Below are 17045 nucleotides of genomic sequence, written 5' to 3' on the forward strand. Positions count from 1 at the left end.
TAACAAGTAAACTACCCATAAGCAAGCCCTCAATTCGTAATTCGTAATTTGTAATTCGTAATTCTTAGGCTGAATTACGGCCGGCGTTGATGATACCGAAGGAGCAACGCATGATCAGTTTTTCATACGTTTCACGGCCATGGCCGTTATTGGGATCAGCGTCCAGCTCACGCAGGCGTGTCAGCGCGTATTGCTGCGTGGTGAGCAAAGGCAGTACGATCCGCTCCCGCATCTGGATAGACAACTGGTCGATCGGGCTGGCTTCCATCAGTTCTGATTCGCCGGTCAGGCGGAGCAGGAACTTTTTGGTCAGCTCGAACTCATCATAAATCGCCTGCCATACCTCCCCGTACTGCGGATGTTTGGCCAGATAGGCGGTAAGCGGGAAATAGCTCTTTTTCATGGCCATTTCGCAGTTATCGAGCAGGGTGCGGAAGAACAGCGAATGCTGGTACAGGTGCTCCAGCTCCGGCCATCTGCCTTGTTCATCAAGGTGTTTGAGCGCGCTGCCCACACCATAGTAACCGGGCACATTTTGTTTCAACTGGCTCCAGGCGCCGACATAAGGCACGGCCCTCAGATCATTGAGGTTGAGCTTTGCATTGGCGTTACGTTTACTTGGACGGCTGCCGATATTGGCTTCAGCATAATACCGCAGCGGGCTGGCATGGTCCAGGTATTCCAGAAAATAAGGATGGTTCTTCAGTTTGTTGTAAGACGCATACCCGGCATCAGCAAGGGACTGCAGCAGGTCTTCCTCCGCTTCGGTGAGGGTCACCTCGCGGGAAGAGAACAGCTCATTTGTAATACCGGCGTGTACCAGCTGCTCCATATTGAACTGGGCGGCGTCCACGGTACCGAAGTTGGAGCTGATGGTCTGCCCCTGTATGGTCTGTTGTATTTCCCGGTTGGCGATGTTGCGGCCCATAGAGGCATAGAACTGGTGGGTTTTTCCTCCGCCACGGGCGGGAGGACCTCCCCTGCCGTCGAAGAACACCACGTCCACGTCGTATTCTTTGGAGATGCGTGTCAGTTCTTCTTTGGCTTTATAAATGCTCCAGTTGGCCATGAGGTATCCGCCGTCTTTAGTGCCGTCGGAGAAACCCAGCATGATGGTTTGTTTGCATTGCCGGCGGCGCAGGTGCTCGCGGTATTCCGCATTTTCATACAGCGCTTTCATCACTCGTCCGGCGTGGCGCAGGTCATCGATGGTTTCAAACAACGGCACAATATCGATGGTCATGGACTCCCGTTGCCAGCCGCTGAGCAGGAACATGCCATATACTTCCATTACATTGAGCTCGCTGGTAGAATGACTGATAATATAGCGGTGGCAGCCTTCTTCGCCGTTGGCCTCCTGTATCTGTTTGATGGCGGCCACGGTGCGCAGGCTGTCCTGATGCAGGGGCGTGTCCAGCAACGCCGGGTCAACGGCCTTGCTGATATTAAGCAGGGCTTTGATTTTGCCTGCATCGTTGAGGGACGCATAATCTTTCGGGAGCGCATCGGTTTTGTCGACCACGGCGGCTATGAGCGCCTCATGGACAGAGCTGTCCTGGCGGACATCCAGGGAGGTGAAGTAGAGGCCGAAGATTTCCACTTTACTGGCCAGGTTATCCACCAGGTGTACAAATAGTCCGTTGTGCTGCTCCACGATTGTTTTTCGTATATCCGCCAGCGTGTCCAGTATTTCCTGGCGGCTGATATCCGCTTTATGGCCGGCGGTGAAGAGGTTGCGCGACAGTTTGTCTTCCAGTGCGGCCACCACGTTTTCCACGCCCTTGAAGGTGAGGCGGCGTTTCAGGTTGCGTACCTCCCTGAAGTAACAGCGCATGATCGAAGCACGGAGGGCTGCGGCCACTTCCACGGTGGTAGCGGCATTCACAAAGGGATTGCCGTCACGGTCGCCACCGGGCCAGAAGCCCATGCGGATAACCGGGTTGCTGCTGCTGACGGCCCCGGGGAACTGTGCTTTCAGGAAAGAAAGGATACGGCCACCGGCGCGATAGAATATATTTTCGAGGAACCACACCAGGCTGATGGCTTCATCATAGGGTGTGGGCTTCTCTTTTTTGAAGAAGGGTGTTTTGCCCAGCTGTTGCAGGTACATGTTCACCTCGGAGGTATTTTCCTCCACAAGCGCCCGGGCCAGGTCGTTGATGATACCGAGCACTTCGCCGGGATAGAACTGGGTAGGGTGGGCCGTCAGCACAAGGCGGACGGAGAAATGCTTCAGTTTTTCCTTCAGTTTGGCCTGTGCCTGCTCCTGGATGACTTCCGATTGCAGGTGGCGCAGGGTGCCGGCGCCTTCCAGGTCGCGGATATAGCGGAATGCGGCATCTTCCAGGGCGTCGAACAGTACCACCTGCCTTTCTGCGTACTGTACGAAGCGAAACAGCAGGTCCGTCCGTTGCTGCTCGTCCGTATACGTAGTATACTGTTCAAAGAAGGAGTCCATAATGGTCTGGGGACTATTCCCGCGGGCATATCCTTCCTCGCAGTGGAGGAGGAAAAGGGAAAGAAAGATGCCCGTCTTCTCTACCCGGTGAAAGGGCAAAGAGGTGAAGAGACTGTTATACAGCTGGAACTTTGTGCCAACAAGGTTCTTAAACTGCTGCAACGAGTTGTTTACCGGCGCTTCCATACTAAAAATCCGTTTATAGTGCTGAAGAAGAGAACTAAGCGGCCGTTAAATTAATAATTATTTTGTTTAGTTGTTTATATATCAAACGCTTTATTTTTTGATTATTATTTTACACAAAACAAAAATGTTTGAATATTTTCTAATAAGAAAACTAAAAATCCCGGCCGCATTAAGCAGATCGCAAAATACAGGCCGGGACACGCATAGGTATGAGAACAGCGGAAAGGAAACTGACGTACATGGTCATGGCGGTGCCCGTACAATCAGTCGATTGCAATTTTTTTTAAGGTTAAATGAATAAAAAATGATGGAATCGGGTAACGGAGCGTATAGGTGTTCAGGTTAAATGGATGGCAGGCCGGTGCTATTGATTATCGAGTCTAAAAGTGACCGGCAGATTAAAGATGACGGTTACCGCCTTTCCGTTTTGTTTGCCTGGTTTCCAGCTAGGCATTTTACTCACTACGCGGACAGCTTCTTCCTCCAGACCAGCACCTTTATGGGCACCCACTGTCTTTACTTCTGAAATGCTACCGTCTTTGTTCACCACAAACTGAACGAATATGCTTCCCTGAATACCACTTTCCTGTGCCATATTCGGGTACCGTAAGTTCTTGCTCAGGTACTTCATCAACGCCGCTTCACCACCAGGAAACTCCGGCATAAACTCCACAAAAGTGAACCTCTCTTCTCGTTCTGGAGCTACCGGCACATCTACAACGCCTGTGGTGGGACCTCTGAGATCATCCAATCCTTCGGGGCGGCCATTCGGGTCTCCATCCTTGTTTTCAAAACCGATGGCCTTGTCACCGATGTCTTTGATGCGCGGCGGTTGTTCGTCTGGGCTTACGTCTTTGTCAGGCGCCACCACCAGGCTGGCGAAATCCACAGTGGGCGCGGCTGGGGGCGGTACTGCCTGTACCGGCGGCGGTGGCGGTAAAACCGGATCTGGAAGCGGCTTTTCCACGTCAATCATGTTAGGGAGTTCGTGCACAAGACTAAGGGGTTTGTCCACGATGTCCCGCGCCATTAATGTATTATTCAGCACATATCCACCCATCACTACCAATACAATAGAAGCGGTGCCCATAACGGCATTGCGTACACGCCGGTCATAACGGTTGCGTAATGCATAAGCCCCATAGTCTTTGTTTCTTCCTTCGAAAAGGATGTCGAGGAAATCATTCCCCGGGATTTTAGCTGAGTCCATGGTAAATGTGTTTATTAGTTAGATGGCGCAGCAAAATATTTTCCATAACAAAATGAAAAAAAATTTTCCCGGCGCGAGATGACCGGGCGTGGCTAACAGGGAACAACAAGGTAACCGGCAAGTTATATTGTCATAATAACGGCAGGGAACAGATTTCGTATATACCATACCGTTATATTTTTTTTCAGCGGCTGATAAATTTATACTCAGATTGAATTATGTGCATTCACCAGTACACTGTTGCTGCAGATGGCATTCCAGACAAGGTCATAGCACCGGGGATTTAAATCGTTCACATAACGTTGTAAAAAAAGAAGCCCCGGTGCGCGACCGGGACTTGCTGGCACTGGGAGCCTTACCTGAAAACAGATGGTTCCTTCATGATAAAATTAGGCTTTCCGAAAAAAGTATAAGCGTTTACGTTACTACGCCTTTTCTCATTAGTTGTTCCCTGATGAGCAACAGGCGTTCTCATAGGACAAATAAAGTCAGGTAATGATCTCCGGCTGGCGAGGCGGTCATCCTACAACACCCACCAGTATTGTTCGGGATAACGCCTCTTTACCGGAGTATATAGCTTCCGTTGTTATCTGCTGGCGGTTGCCGGCTGGGTAGCCAGGAAACCGAAATGATGTAACTGGCCTTGCCCTGCGGTCTGGATGTATTGCACCCAGGCTTGTATCACGGGTTTCTGTTTATTCAGGGAGCGGTCATAACTCAGCACGACCTCCTCGATGGGAATACCCGGCGGGGGTGCTGTTTCCAGCCGGTTGATCAATATATCCAGATCGGTGTAGAATTCTTCCGTGCTTTCGAGCTGTCCGTTCCCGTTCAGGTCGAGCGGTATCACGGTGATATCGTGTACCGGTTTACGGTTGCGCAGATCATAGATGAAACCCGGATTATTAAAGGATATCGCAGCGGGATCTTCCTGTACGGCTTTCAGTAGTTGCTGGTCGTCGCCCGGCACCTGTTTCCCTTTGATATCTTCAAAGGCGGCGCCGTAGAAAGCGGCGAAGGTAACCGGGGCGCAGGATTTCTCGCGGCGGTTATATACCACTGCTTTTTCCGGTGTGGCTGCTGCTCCTTCCTCTTTGAAATACAATGTACGCAGTGCGTCTACCGTCAGGGGTTTCGCAGCGTAGCTGCTATGGGAATTGGCCACTGGCAGCAGTGCATAGCGCGCTACCGGTGTATATTGAAATTGTTCATTTTTATGATTGATCCGTTGTGCGGTAAAATGGATGGCTGCCTGTGCCGCCGCAGGGTCTCTGGGCGATACCAGCCGGAATACGGTACCGGGGTGTGTTTGACGGAACTGATCTATCCATTCCTGTACAAGAGGAAATGTAAAACGTGTACCCGTTACCGTTATTGTATCTGAAGCCTGTTGTGCGCTGGCTGGTAAAGCAATTGTCCACGCAGCCGCCAGGAGGATGTATCCGAACGTTTTCATAGCAAGTGATTTTGGATGGGTAATATGCCAGGAGGCGCGGGTAGGTATGATACTGAAAAATTTACCACCAATAAATTTGCAGCATACCATCCCCGCAGGCCTGACCAGGCATTCTATTTACAGCTTACAGAACGCGAGATGATCGGTCAACAGCCACAACAACTTTGCAGCACTATCTTGTGATGGAAACAGGTATGATTCACCTTTGATATATACAACGTGTGGGAACGCAGTCCACAGTCCTGAGTATGCCGATTCATAGTGTATTGTTTTACACAATTGTCAATTAATGGCGGCTGCTCTTTGCTGGTGGCTCAAAGGATGCCGGGAGTATTGCCTTGTCCTCCCTTTGTATGATCGTAAACTATTAGTCTACTGAATTGGTAGACAAATATACATCGAGTTTTAATAATTCCAAATAAATTTTAAGATTTTTTTCGTGTTAAGTTGCGGGGACAGCAGCCGGTACAGGAATATTTTGCATACATAAATCATTTATTTTTGCCCCATGAAATCACATGTGAAGAATATCCTGCTGCTGATCGCCGGCGCACTGATATTTGCTGTAGGTATCAACTACCTGGCCATCCCCAATAAACTTTCTGAAGGCGGGGTTATCGGCATTACCATCGTTACCTATTATTACTTCGGCTGGTCGCCCGGCATCACCAACCTGATCATCAACGTGTTCCTGATCATTGCGGGTTACCGGCTGCTGGACAGGCGGGTGATGTTATACACCATCCTGGGCATCATTTTCTGTTCCCTTTTCCTGTACCTGACAGAAAACACCCTCACCCCTGTTACCTCCAATACCTTACTGGCCGCTATCTTCGCTGGTTTGCTGGTAGGCATTGGCATCGGCCTGGTATTCCTTTCGGGCGGCACCACCGGCGGGTCGGCCATCGTAGCGCGGATGTGCCAGAAATACCTGGGCTGGTCGCTCGGCAATGCCATGCTGATATTTGATATTATGGTCATCGCAGCATCGTCCTTTATCATCGGGCTGGAAAAAACGATGTATACCTTTATCGCAGTATACATCGGCGCGCGGGCAGTGGATTATATTGTAGACGGCCTCAATACCAAAAGGGCGATCACCATTATCTCCCAGCATACCCCTCAGATTGCACAAAAGATCACCGGCGAGATGCTGCGCGGCGCGACTGTACTGCATGGCCATGGCGCCTATACCGGCGATCCGAAAGAAGTTTTATATGTTATTATCGGCAAACAGGAGCTGATGCGCCTCAAAGAAGTGGTGCAGGAGGCTGACCCTGAAGCCTTTGTAGTGATCCACGAAGTACACGAGGTATTAGGTAAAGGGTTCTCCAAATAAAAGTTTCCAGTCGCTCATTTTTCCGGGGTATTTGGATTTTGGAAAAGAGATGTCTATATTGTAGACACTCAAACGCATTCCTTACCATCTTATCAACCAAATAACCCGGGGAAAATGACACAAAGCTCCCAACGCTTTTTACCGCTGGACGTGTTCCGCGGCATGACTGTTTGCTTCATGATCATTGTAAACACCGGCGGCACAGGAGGCACCTACTGGCCGCTGGACCATGCCCCCTGGCATGGATGGACGCCCACCGACCTGGTATTTCCTTCCTTTCTTTTTGCCGTCGGCAACGCCATGAGCTTCAGCATGAGAAAATACGAACAGCTGGGTAACGCCGCTGTTTTAGGTAAAATCTTCAAACGCACCTTCCTTATTTTTCTGCTGGGATACCTCATGTACTGGTTTCCCTTTGTACAACACACCGATGCAGGCCTGGCCTTCAAACCGTTCAGCCACACCCGTATTCTCGGCGTGTTGCAACGTATTGCACTCTGTTATTGCATTGCCTCGTTGCTGATACATTATCTCCCTAAAAAAGGCGTGTGGACCGTCAGTGCCCTGTTCCTCTTCGGCTACTGGGCCATCCTGTGGTTCTGCGGCACCCCTGGCGACCAGTACGGTATCCATGGCAATGCAGGCCTGACGCTGGACAAACTGATCATGGGCGATAACCATCTTTATCATGGAGAAGGCTTTGCCTTTGACCCCGAAGGGATACTCAGCACCTTCCCGGCGGTAGTCAACGTGGTGGCAGGGTATTACACCGGCCTTTTTGTGCAACAGCAAGGGCGCACACAGCAGGGACTGCTGCGGATGGCCCTCGCCGGTGTAGGTCTTATTATACTCGCCTATGCCTGGAACACTGTTTTCCCGATCAATAAAAAACTGTGGACCAGCTCCTACGTCCTGCTCACGGTGGGCATCGACCTGATATTGTTATCGCTCTTAATACAGTTGATTGACATGGCCGGCTTTACCAAAGGCACCGGCTTTTTCACCGTTTTCGGTAAAAATCCGCTGTTCCTTTACCTGTTGTCCGAAGTGCTCGCTATCCTGTTTTACTTCTTCCGGGTGGGCGACCAGTCGTTGTATCAATGGATCAATGACCAGCTCTTCCAACCGTTGTCTCCCGGTAAATTCGGCTCCCTCCTGTTTTCACTGGCGTTTATGCTGCTCTGTTGGACAGTCGGGCTTATTCTCGATAAAAGGAAGATCTACGTCCGCGTATAAACTATTGGGTTATTTTTTTATTTGGATATTTGGGCATTTAAAGCAACCCACTGAAAGGCTAAAATATCCAAATAAAAAAATAACCAAATGAATATATCCTTACAAGGTAAAACCGCGCTGGTATGTGGCAGTTCACAAGGCATCGGCCTGGCCACCGCCATAGAGCTGGCCTCACTGGGCGCCACCTGTATCCTCACTGCCCGCAACGAAGAAAAGCTGAAAGCCGCCGTTGCCCAACTCGCTGCCGATGCGGGGCAACCGCACCGTTATATTGCAGCTGACTTCACTAATCTGGACGAGATAACCGACCTGGCGGCAGACTTAGCCCTGGAAGGTCCGGTTCACATCCTCGTTAATAACAGCGGCGGACCGGCCGCCGGTCCTGTTTTACAGGCTTCCACTACTGCATTTTCCGATGCTTTCTCACAACACCTGCTCTGTAACCAGGTACTGGCGCAGGCGCTGGTTCCGGGTATGATGCAGGCAGGATATGGCCGTATCATCAACATTATCTCTACCTCTGTAAAAGCCCCGTTAAAGAACCTCGGCGTGTCCAATACCACCCGCTGGGCCGTGGCTGCATGGGCTAAAACACTGGCCAATGAACTGGCACAGCACGGTATCACTGTCAACAATGTGCTGCCAGGTTCCACTGCCACCGACCGGCTGGAGAAACTGTTCAACGCCACCGCTGCTGCACGGAACGTATCACCGGACGTCGTAGCAGAAGAATGGCGGAACGAGATACCCATGAAACGGTTTGGCGAAGCGCATGAAATAGCCGCCATGGCCGCTTTCCTGGCCTCCCCTGCCGCGTCCTACGTCACCGGTACCAGCATCGCGGTAGATGGCGGCAGAACACCGGTGTCTTAATTTTTACGGTCAACCAATATCCTGACTTTGCTGTTATGCATTAGTACATCTGCAAATAGTCCTGTATGAGAGTTGGCTTGTTTATTCCTTGTTACATTGACGCTATCTACCCCGAGGCAGGTATTGCCACGCTGGAGCTGCTGGAGCGCTTCGGACTGGAAGTCGTATATCCGTTGAACCAGACCTGCTGTGGCCAGCCGATGGCCAACGAAGGCGACCAGCAACACTCCGCTGCCGCCGAACAGTTGTTTGTGGACAACTTCCGGGAATTTGACTATATCGTAGGGCCGGCAGGCAGTTGCGTGAAACACGTAAAACTTCATCTTGACGCTATTCCACAAAGCCCCGAAGTGTTGCACGTACGGGAACGGACCTACGAACTGGTGGAATTTCTCCACGATATCGTCAAAGCAGCAGCCTTTCCCTGGGCCTATTTTCGCTACAAGGTGGGTTTGCACAATAGTTGCAGCTCCATCCGCGGGCTGGGTATCGCCCTGCCATCCGAAACGATGGGCACTCCCTTTAATAAGACAGCCAGATTGTTACAGATGGTAGAAGGCCTGGAACTGGTGCCGATGGACAGGCCGGACGAATGCTGCGGTTTTGGCGGCACCTTCTGCGTGACCGATGAAGCCGTGAGCGCCAGTATGGGCATTGACAAAGTACACGATTATATGCGGCACGATGCCGAGTTTGTTGTTTCACCCGATATGTCATGTCTCATGCATCAGCAGGGGATCGCCCGGAAAGCAGGCATCCACCTGAAGTTCCTGCATGTGGCACAGGTACTGAACGGAGGTCCTTTTTAATATTTTTTTATGGGAGACGATAAAAAAGTAGATGTTGCCGCCCACGCCGCCGCCTTTCTGGCACTGGACGACGTGCATGAACCGATGCACGACAAAAACCTGTGGGCCGCCCGTATGAAAAGGGATGCTGCCGCGCGTGAAGTACCCGAATGGGAAACCCTTCGCCAGCTGGCTTCACAGATCAAGGAGCACACCCTCACCCATCTGTACGACTATCTCCTGGAATTTGAATCCAATGCCATCAAACGTGGCGCTAAAGTATACTGGGCCAGGGACGCAGCAGAGCACAACCAGCATGTGTGGAATATCCTGCAGGAAAAGAACATTACCGCCGTCATCAAAAGCAAATCCATGCTGCAGGAAGAATGCGGCATGACCGCTTTCCTGGAAAACCGCGGCATTACCGTTACCGAATCCGATCTGGGGGAAAGGATACAGCAGCTGGACGATCAGCCGCCCAGCCATATTGTGATGCCCGCCATCCACAAAACGGCGGAAGATGTGGCACAGCTGTTTGCCCGTACTATCGGCACTGACCCGCGTAACACAGACCCGCACTACCTCACCGAAGCCATGCGAGACAATGCGCGCCGGCGCTTCCTGGAAGCCGGTGCCGGCATGACAGGCGCCAATTTCGCGATTGCCGAAACCGGCAGCTTCGTGGTATGTACCAATGAAGGCAATGCCGACATCGGCGCGGCCGTTCCGCCGGTGCATATTGCCAGTATCGGCATAGAGAAACTGTTGCCCAAAGTAAAAGACCTGGGCATTTTTATCCGCCTCTTGTCCCGCAGCGCACTGGGGACGCTGGCTACCCAATACACCTCTCATTTCAGCGGTCCGCGTAAAGGCGGTGAGCTGCATATCATCCTCACCGACAACGGCCGCAGTAAGCGGCTGGGCATGCCCGATTTCTGGACCTCCCTGAAATGTATCCGTTGCGGCGCCTGTATGAACACCTGCCCTGTTTACCGCCGCAGCGGCGGTCTGGCATATGGCGCCACCTATTCCGGCCCTATCGGCATTATCCTCGACCCTACTTTTGATGAATCCAGGTACAGCGAACTTCCTTACCATTCCTCGTTATGTGGCTCCTGCACAGCAGTATGTCCAGTGAAGATCAACATCAGCGACCAGATCCTGCAATGGCGGAAAGTGATGGCAGCGAAGAAATACCTGCCTGTATCGCGCCGGCTGGCCTTCGGCGCTGCCGGTAAGATCTTCGAGCATCCACAGCTTTTCCGCAGCGCCGAAACCATGGCCAGCGGAGCTATCCGCTTCACGCCGGACTTCCTGCTGTACAACAGGGTTTTAAATCCGTGGGGGCGTCACCGTGAGTTACCCCATTTCGCCGGACAAACATTCCGGGAATGGTATTTACAATACCGAGCTAAAAACAATGAACATGGAGAACAACGCCCGTAATCAGGTACTGGCAGCGGTAGAGCGCCAGATGCCTGCCAACAAGACCGCCTATCCGGAAACACCGGATTTTCCCCGTATGAAAACCGATTTATTGGCCGCTTTTGAAAACCGCGTAAAAGATGCCGGCGGCGAAGTGTTCCGGCCTGCTGATGCCGCAGCAGCCCAGGCTTTGCTGGCGTCACAGTATGCGCAGGCAAAAGTCATCTGTTCCGCGACGCCTGAAATAACCGGTAACCGGGACATTCATGCCGTTAATAATCCGCATGACCTTGCCGATGTAGACGTAGGTGTTATCCGCGCCCGTTTTGGCGTAGCGGAAAACGGTATGGTATGGCTCACCGAAGAAGACCTGGTGGTGAATGCATTGGGGTTTCTGTCGCAGCACCTGGTCATTCTGCTGTCACCACAGGCTATCGTAGGAGATATGTATGACGCTTACCTGCGCATACACCTGGAAGATACGGCCTACGGCTGTTTTATGATGGGACCTTCCGCTACCGCAGACATCGGCGCGGTACTGGTACATGGCGCACAGGGGGCCAGAAGCCTGAGTATCTACCTGTTAGCTTAACAGGGAACAAAATAGACAATACGTACCAGTTTCCCGTTCTCAAAATAAAAACGTACACTGCTGTCGTTGTCTTCCACATCTGCGTCCCGCAGGGTGATCATATCTGTATAGCCACCATTTTCCGCCTGTTGTACTGCTCTCGGAAAATGTTTTTTCACATCTGCCCATGTGGTGTTGCTGCTGAAAGTAACACCTGCATGCACTACCGTATGCCCTGCTGTGAGCTTGTATTCACTGCAATAAAGCGTGTCTTTGTATAATTCAAAACGGGAGCCGTCTTTATAGAAGTATTGGAAATTATCTTCAAACTGAGTGCCGCAGAGATATTCCCAGTTGGGCTCCACCAGGCTGTCCGCTTCGCCCAGCGCCGCCGTGAAGCGCGGTAAGGTGGTGTGCAGCGGCACTTTGTTGTCTATCAACGCTTTCGAAAACTGAAAGACTTCTATCTCTTTCCAGTCAATGTCCTCATGGGCTTCCAGGACCGAGTCTTCGTCTTCCACTTTTTCCAGTGAGGTGATGGCCAGTTCAGAGGGAGCCGGCACGGCAGTGGGTTCATCATCGGCAGTATTATTATGGCAAGCAGTGGCACATACAATCAATAAGGATAAAAATACTCTATGCATTCCCGGTCAGTTGTTGATGCCGCTAAATTAAAAACTTTATTTATTATATGTTAATTTTTTAAATGTATGTTTGGAAATTATAAAAAAAGCCGGCATGAATCCTCACGCCGGCTTTCAATTTATCAACAGCTAAAACTAGTACTTGTCAAACCACAGTTTGGTGGTCAGCAGGTCTGCGCCTTGTCTGGCAACAGCCGCCTTGTAATTGGTGCCGTTGAGCGCCTGCTCACTGGAAGGATATTTAAATCTTACCGGCATACTGCCGCCCAGCGCGCCGGCATAGGCAGCCTTCAGCTGGGGATAGTCCAGCCTTCTCCATTCGGTGAAGCCTTCGATACCCTGACCAAAGAGCGCCAGCCATTTCTGTTCACCGATACTTTTCTTAAAGTTCAGCGCGTCATAAGCGACGCCCGGTTGTACCGCATAAACAGCAGCAGCGGCTTCAGAGAGACCATATTGCACAAAGGAAGCGGCGATAGCCTGATTATACAGCGTGAGCGGGTCACCGGCAACCAGACCGCGTTGCGCTGCTTCTGCCAGGATAAACAGTTGTTCTGCATAGCTGAACAAAACCGCCGGAGCGGTGGTGGCGGTAAACACCGCACCGGCATCGGATGTTTTGCTGAATCCAAGTCTGGCAGCGGAATCGCTGGGAAGACCGTTGGTCACGCCGATGATCACATTGGTATCTTTGGGCATGGTAGCGTATATGCTTAACCGTGGGTCGTTCAAAGCCTTCAACTTATCTACAATGGATTTGCTGATACGGTAGTCATTGCGGGTTTCACGGTTGCGGCCTACCGGGTTCTGGTTGGGCGATGCGAGGTAGTTGAGTTTCACCACAGCGTCTTTGGGCAACAACGCGCCGGCACCGCCGGCAGTCACCTCGTCAAATACCGTTTTGGCGATTGTCGGTTCGCGGTCGGCTATACGTAAAGCGATACGTATGCGCAGGCCGTTGGCAAACTGCTTCCAGCGGGTGACATCACCGCCCAGGAGGATGTCGCCATCGATGTTGTTGCTGCCGGGCGTGATGGTGGCCGCAGCCTGTTTCAGCTCGTCCAGCAAACCGGTGTACACATCTTTCTGGCTGTCGTATACCGGTGTCAGGTACTGAGCAATCTGGCCTGCCTGTTTGTAAGGCACATCACCATAGAGATCAGTTAGCTGCTGGAAAATCCAGGAGCGCATGATCACGGCCACGGCTTTATAATTGGGGTTATGCAGACTATCACCCAGCTGTGCCAGCGTGGTAAAGTCTTCAATACCCTGTGCATAAAAATTGCTCCACACGTTCTGTGTACCGGTAGCTCCGGCAATATAACGGTCGGCGTCTGTGTATTGTATTTTGGACCAGTACTGGACATACAACAGTGTTCCGTCCATGGCCGCATCAGGTCCCCAGTAGGTATCCACATTGGCTTTGATGCCGTTGCTCAACAGGTAATCCGGCTGTACGGTGACAGGTTCGTTCGGGTTCTTGTTGATCCGCTCCAGGTCTTTGCGGCAGGAAGCCAGCAGCACAATAGCGAACAACAGGTAAGTTGGTATCAACAATTTTTTCATAATCCGGTGCGTAATTAAAATGAAACATTCAGGTTAACGCCGATGCTGCGGGTGGTAGGAATTTGCAGTGTCTCCAGGCCCTGACCGTTGCCGGTATTGAAAGCGGTTTCCGGGTCAATATTGGGGACATGTTTCTGCAGATAACCCAGGTTTCTGGCCACCAGCGCAATATTCACAGACTGTAGCTTCCAGCGGTCAGTCAGTGTTTTGGGCAATGTATAACCCAGCTTGATTTCACGCAGCTTGATAAAAGAAGCGTCAAAAACGGAGCTTTCATTCAGGCTGCTGTTGTATACGGCTTTGTAATAATCCTCTGCGCCCAGGATGACGTTATTCTTTTTACCATCCGCCGTATAACCGTCGAAGATGATACCATCATGGTGTACTTCGGCGCCATTGGGAGCGGTAGCGGAATGTGACGGCAGCTGGATATTCTGCTGGCCGCTGCGGTAGTAGGGCAAACCACCGTGTTCCTCATCACGGCCTGGCAATGTGGTGGCCAGTACACCGGTATAGTTACCGGTATAGTTGGTGCCGGAATAGATAGAGCCGCCCTGTTTGGTGTCTATCAGGAAACCGAGGCTGAAACCTTTAAAGGTGAAAGTATTGTAAATACCACCTGTCCATTTGGGCGTGTAATAGCCCAGTATCTTTTTATTGGGGTCGATGGCCGGCGTACCGTCAGCATTAACGATGATCCTGTTTTGTGCGTCACGCTGGTACGCTGCACCGTACAGTGCGCCATAACGTTGTCCTTTGCTGGCCAACACCTGCATATTGCCACTGCTGCCCAGTACATAGTTGTTCAGGAAACCTTCCTTGTCCAGCTCCACTACTTTGCTCACGTTACGGGCGTAGTTAACGTTAACGTCCCAACGGAAACCGGAGCGTGTAGACACCGGCGTTACACCCAGCATTACTTCCACGCCTTTGTTACTGATCTCACCGGCGTTCATGAGTTTTTTCAGGTAGCCGGTAGTAGGGCTCACGTCTGCCAGCAGGATCTGGTTGCGGCTGTTGGACTGGTACCAGGTGAGATCGAGGCGAATGCGGTTATCGATGAAACCCGCTTCCAGTCCCAGTTCTGTAGAGCTGGTAATTTCCGGTTTCAGGTTTCTGGCGAGGAACTTATCCGATACGGTCAGCAACGGATATTGTCCGAATGGCTGATTGAACGGATAAGTGTTGATCAGCTGATAGGGATCTGTGTCTTTACCTACCTGTGCCCAGCCGCCGCGGATTTTAAGCAGTGTCAGGGCTTTGCTTTTAATGTTCAGTGCGTCGGAGAGCACGAGGCTTCCATTCACGGAAGGATAGAAATAAGAGTTGTTTTCTACCGGGAGCGTGGACGACCAGTCGTTACGGGCTGTCACGTTCAGGAAGGCGTAGTTGCGGAACCCGAGCTGTGCAGAACCGAAGGTGCTGTATACCCGCTGCCTGGTGAAGGAGCTGGTAGAGATCAGCGGATCACGGGAGTTATTGAGCGTATATACGTCCTTCACTGCCAGTTTCGGCGCCTGCTGATAGTTTTGTTCAAACCGGTTGTTACGGATGTTACCGCCTGCGAGCACGTCCAGGTTGAAGTCATGGCTCAGTTGCTTTTTGGCGTTGAGAGTAAACTCTCCATTGGTTTCATTTACCATGTAAGCATCTTCTGTATAAGAGCCAAAAGGAGTGCCGTTGGTATAGTAAGCGATTTTGTATTTTCTTCTGTCCTGGTAGTAGTCAGTACCGATGCGGAGGTTGGCGGTCAGCCAGTCGGTGATTTCATATGACAGGCGGGCGTTTCCGAAGAAGCGGTTACGCAGCTGGCTGACAGTATTTTCATTTTGTATCCAGTAAGGATTGCTATAGTAGCTGTGGTTCCAGTTGTAGTCGGTGCCATCGGGGTTTTTATAGTCCCGGAGCCTGGCCACGTCTACCTGGCGGCCAAACCAGATAAACTGTAAGGTAACGCTGTTGCCTCTTCTGCCATCTACGCCGGGCAGGTTATCTGCGCTGCTGCGGATATAATTGGCGTAGGTATTGAGCGTGAGTTTGGGCGCAATGCGGAATGTGTTGCTGGCCGTGAAAGTATTGCGGGTGATGCCCGTGTTAGGCAGAATACCTGCCTGTTTGGTATTATTGTAAGAAAAACGGTAGTCTATTTTTTCAGAGCTGCCGCCTACAGCCAGACCGTTGTTAAGCGTATAGCCGGTCTCGTAAAAGTCCTTTACGTTGTTGGGATGTGGCACAAACGGCACGGCTTCGCCATTGGAGAAGAACTGCGGGATAAGACGGCCGTCCATTTTAGGGCCCCAGCTTTCGTCTGTACCGTCGTTGAGGCCGCCGCCTTTACCATCTTTATAGGAGAACTGGCCTCCGGCGCCCTGACCATATACGTTCTGGAAGTCAGGCAGGATCAGCACTTTGTCGAATGTGGCGTTGGAATTGACGGTGACGCCTAAGCCGCCTTTCACGTCTTTGCCTGTTTTTGTTTTGATGAGGACTACGCCGTTGGATGCACGGGAGCCGTACAATGCCGCCGCATTGGGGCCTTTCAGCACGCTGATGGAAGCGATATCATCGGGGTTCACATCCGAGATGGCGTTCGCGAAGTCGCGGCCCGTGCCAACGCCCAGCTGGCTGTTGTCTACCGGGATACCGTCCAGGATAAATAGTGGCTGGTTATTCCCTGCGATAGAGGTTTCGCCGCGGATCACGATACGGGAAGACCCGAGGCTGCCCTGGCTGTTGGTTACCTGTACGCCGGCAATTTTTCCTGACAGCGCATTGACGAGGTTCGTTTCCCTTGCTTCAGCGATATCCTTTGATTTCAGCTCCTGCACCGCATATCCCAGTGATTTTTTCTCTTTGGAGATGCCCAGCGCGGTCACCACCACTTCCTGTAATTTGCTGTCAGACGTTTCCAGCGCGATATTCACCACGCGATTGTTGCCTACCGGCACCAGGGCTGTCTGGAAACCGATAAAGGACACCTGTAAAGTATCGGTAGCGTTGGCATTAATCGTATACTTACCGTCAGCATCCGCTTGTGTGCCGCGGGAAGCGCCTTTTACCCGTATAACAGCACCGGGTACACGCTGTGCATCGTTGCGGGAGGTGACTACCCCGCTTACCCTGATTTCCTGGGCAAAGCTCTGCTGTAGCCACAATAATGCGGGCAACAGGCCGAGCAGCCTTTGTACGTACTTCATTCGTAACTGGTGATTTAAAAATAGTTTTGGTCGTTGGCGGACAACTATGGTTCTTCCGTTTACTACCGATTTGGTTTTGGTCTTTGCAGTTGGTGT

Annotated in this window: 12 protein-coding genes; 6 read left to right on the plus strand and 6 right to left on the minus strand. The window is 51.5% G+C overall.

Annotation, left to right across the window (positions count from 1 at the left end; translation table 11 throughout):
* Positions 1–64 precede the first annotated feature (64 nt).
* From ACTJJS_RS23545 to ACTJJS_RS23555, 3 genes are all read right to left on the minus strand, one after another.
* Positions 65–2644 (minus strand): phosphoenolpyruvate carboxylase, encoded by a 2580-nt coding sequence (locus ACTJJS_RS23545; protein ID WP_440665464.1) that lies wholly within the window; start codon positions 2642–2644, stop codon positions 65–67.
* Positions 2645–3008: 364 nt separating this feature from the next.
* Positions 3009–3854, minus strand: coding sequence for an energy transducer TonB (locus tag ACTJJS_RS23550; protein WP_440665465.1), 846 nt, complete (start codon positions 3852–3854; stop codon positions 3009–3011).
* Positions 3855–4440: 586 nt separating this feature from the next.
* Entirely contained in the window at positions 4441–5310 is an 870-nt protein-coding gene (locus ACTJJS_RS23555; RefSeq protein ID WP_440665466.1) for a hypothetical protein, read from the minus strand.
* Between the two features lie 508 nt (positions 5311–5818).
* Here ACTJJS_RS23555 and ACTJJS_RS23560 point away from each other — a divergent pair.
* The 6 genes from ACTJJS_RS23560 (at position 5819) to ACTJJS_RS23585 (ending at position 11563) form a co-directional block, all read left to right on the plus strand.
* Positions 5819–6649: a YitT family protein gene (locus ACTJJS_RS23560; protein WP_440665467.1), complete on the plus strand. Its 831-nt coding sequence runs from the start codon at positions 5819–5821 to the stop codon at positions 6647–6649.
* 114 nt (positions 6650–6763) lie between these two features.
* Entirely contained in the window at positions 6764–7885 is a 1122-nt protein-coding gene (locus ACTJJS_RS23565) for an acyltransferase family protein (protein ID WP_343747034.1), read from the plus strand.
* Positions 7886–7972: 87 nt separating this feature from the next.
* A complete protein-coding gene (locus ACTJJS_RS23570) occupies positions 7973–8758 on the plus strand; it encodes an SDR family oxidoreductase (protein ID WP_440665468.1) in 786 nt (261 codons plus the stop codon).
* Between the two features lie 65 nt (positions 8759–8823).
* On the plus strand, positions 8824–9567 hold the full coding sequence (locus ACTJJS_RS23575; protein WP_168871594.1) for a (Fe-S)-binding protein: 744 nt from the start codon (positions 8824–8826) through the stop codon (positions 9565–9567).
* Between the two features lie 9 nt (positions 9568–9576).
* A complete protein-coding gene (locus tag ACTJJS_RS23580; protein ID WP_440665469.1) occupies positions 9577–10992 on the plus strand; it encodes a lactate utilization protein B in 1416 nt (471 codons plus the stop codon).
* Entirely contained in the window at positions 10973–11563 is a 591-nt protein-coding gene (locus tag ACTJJS_RS23585; protein ID WP_440665470.1) for a LutC/YkgG family protein, read from the plus strand. Before ACTJJS_RS23580 ends, ACTJJS_RS23585 begins: the two co-directional genes overlap by 20 nt.
* On the opposite strand, the gene ACTJJS_RS23590 is transcribed toward ACTJJS_RS23585, so the two are convergent.
* The 3 genes from ACTJJS_RS23590 to ACTJJS_RS23600 all read right to left on the minus strand — a co-directional run bounded on the left by ACTJJS_RS23590 (position 11560) and on the right by ACTJJS_RS23600 (position 16949).
* Positions 11560–12186, minus strand: coding sequence for a hypothetical protein (locus tag ACTJJS_RS23590; RefSeq protein ID WP_440665471.1), 627 nt, complete (start codon positions 12184–12186; stop codon positions 11560–11562). The two genes, ACTJJS_RS23585 and ACTJJS_RS23590, sit on opposite strands and share 4 nt — an antisense overlap.
* 135 nt (positions 12187–12321) lie before the next feature.
* The gene (locus tag ACTJJS_RS23595; RefSeq protein ID WP_211092649.1) at positions 12322–13752 is read right to left on the minus strand and encodes a SusD/RagB family nutrient-binding outer membrane lipoprotein; all 1431 of its coding nucleotides are present in this window, start codon (positions 13750–13752) and stop codon (positions 12322–12324) included.
* Between the two features lie 14 nt (positions 13753–13766).
* A complete protein-coding gene (locus ACTJJS_RS23600; protein ID WP_440665472.1) occupies positions 13767–16949 on the minus strand; it encodes a SusC/RagA family TonB-linked outer membrane protein in 3183 nt (1060 codons plus the stop codon).
* Positions 16950–17045 lie beyond the last annotated feature (96 nt).

Source organism: Chitinophaga sp. 22308, assembly GCF_052045305.1.
GTDB classification, from domain to species: domain Bacteria; phylum Bacteroidota; class Bacteroidia; order Chitinophagales; family Chitinophagaceae; genus Chitinophaga; species Chitinophaga varians_A.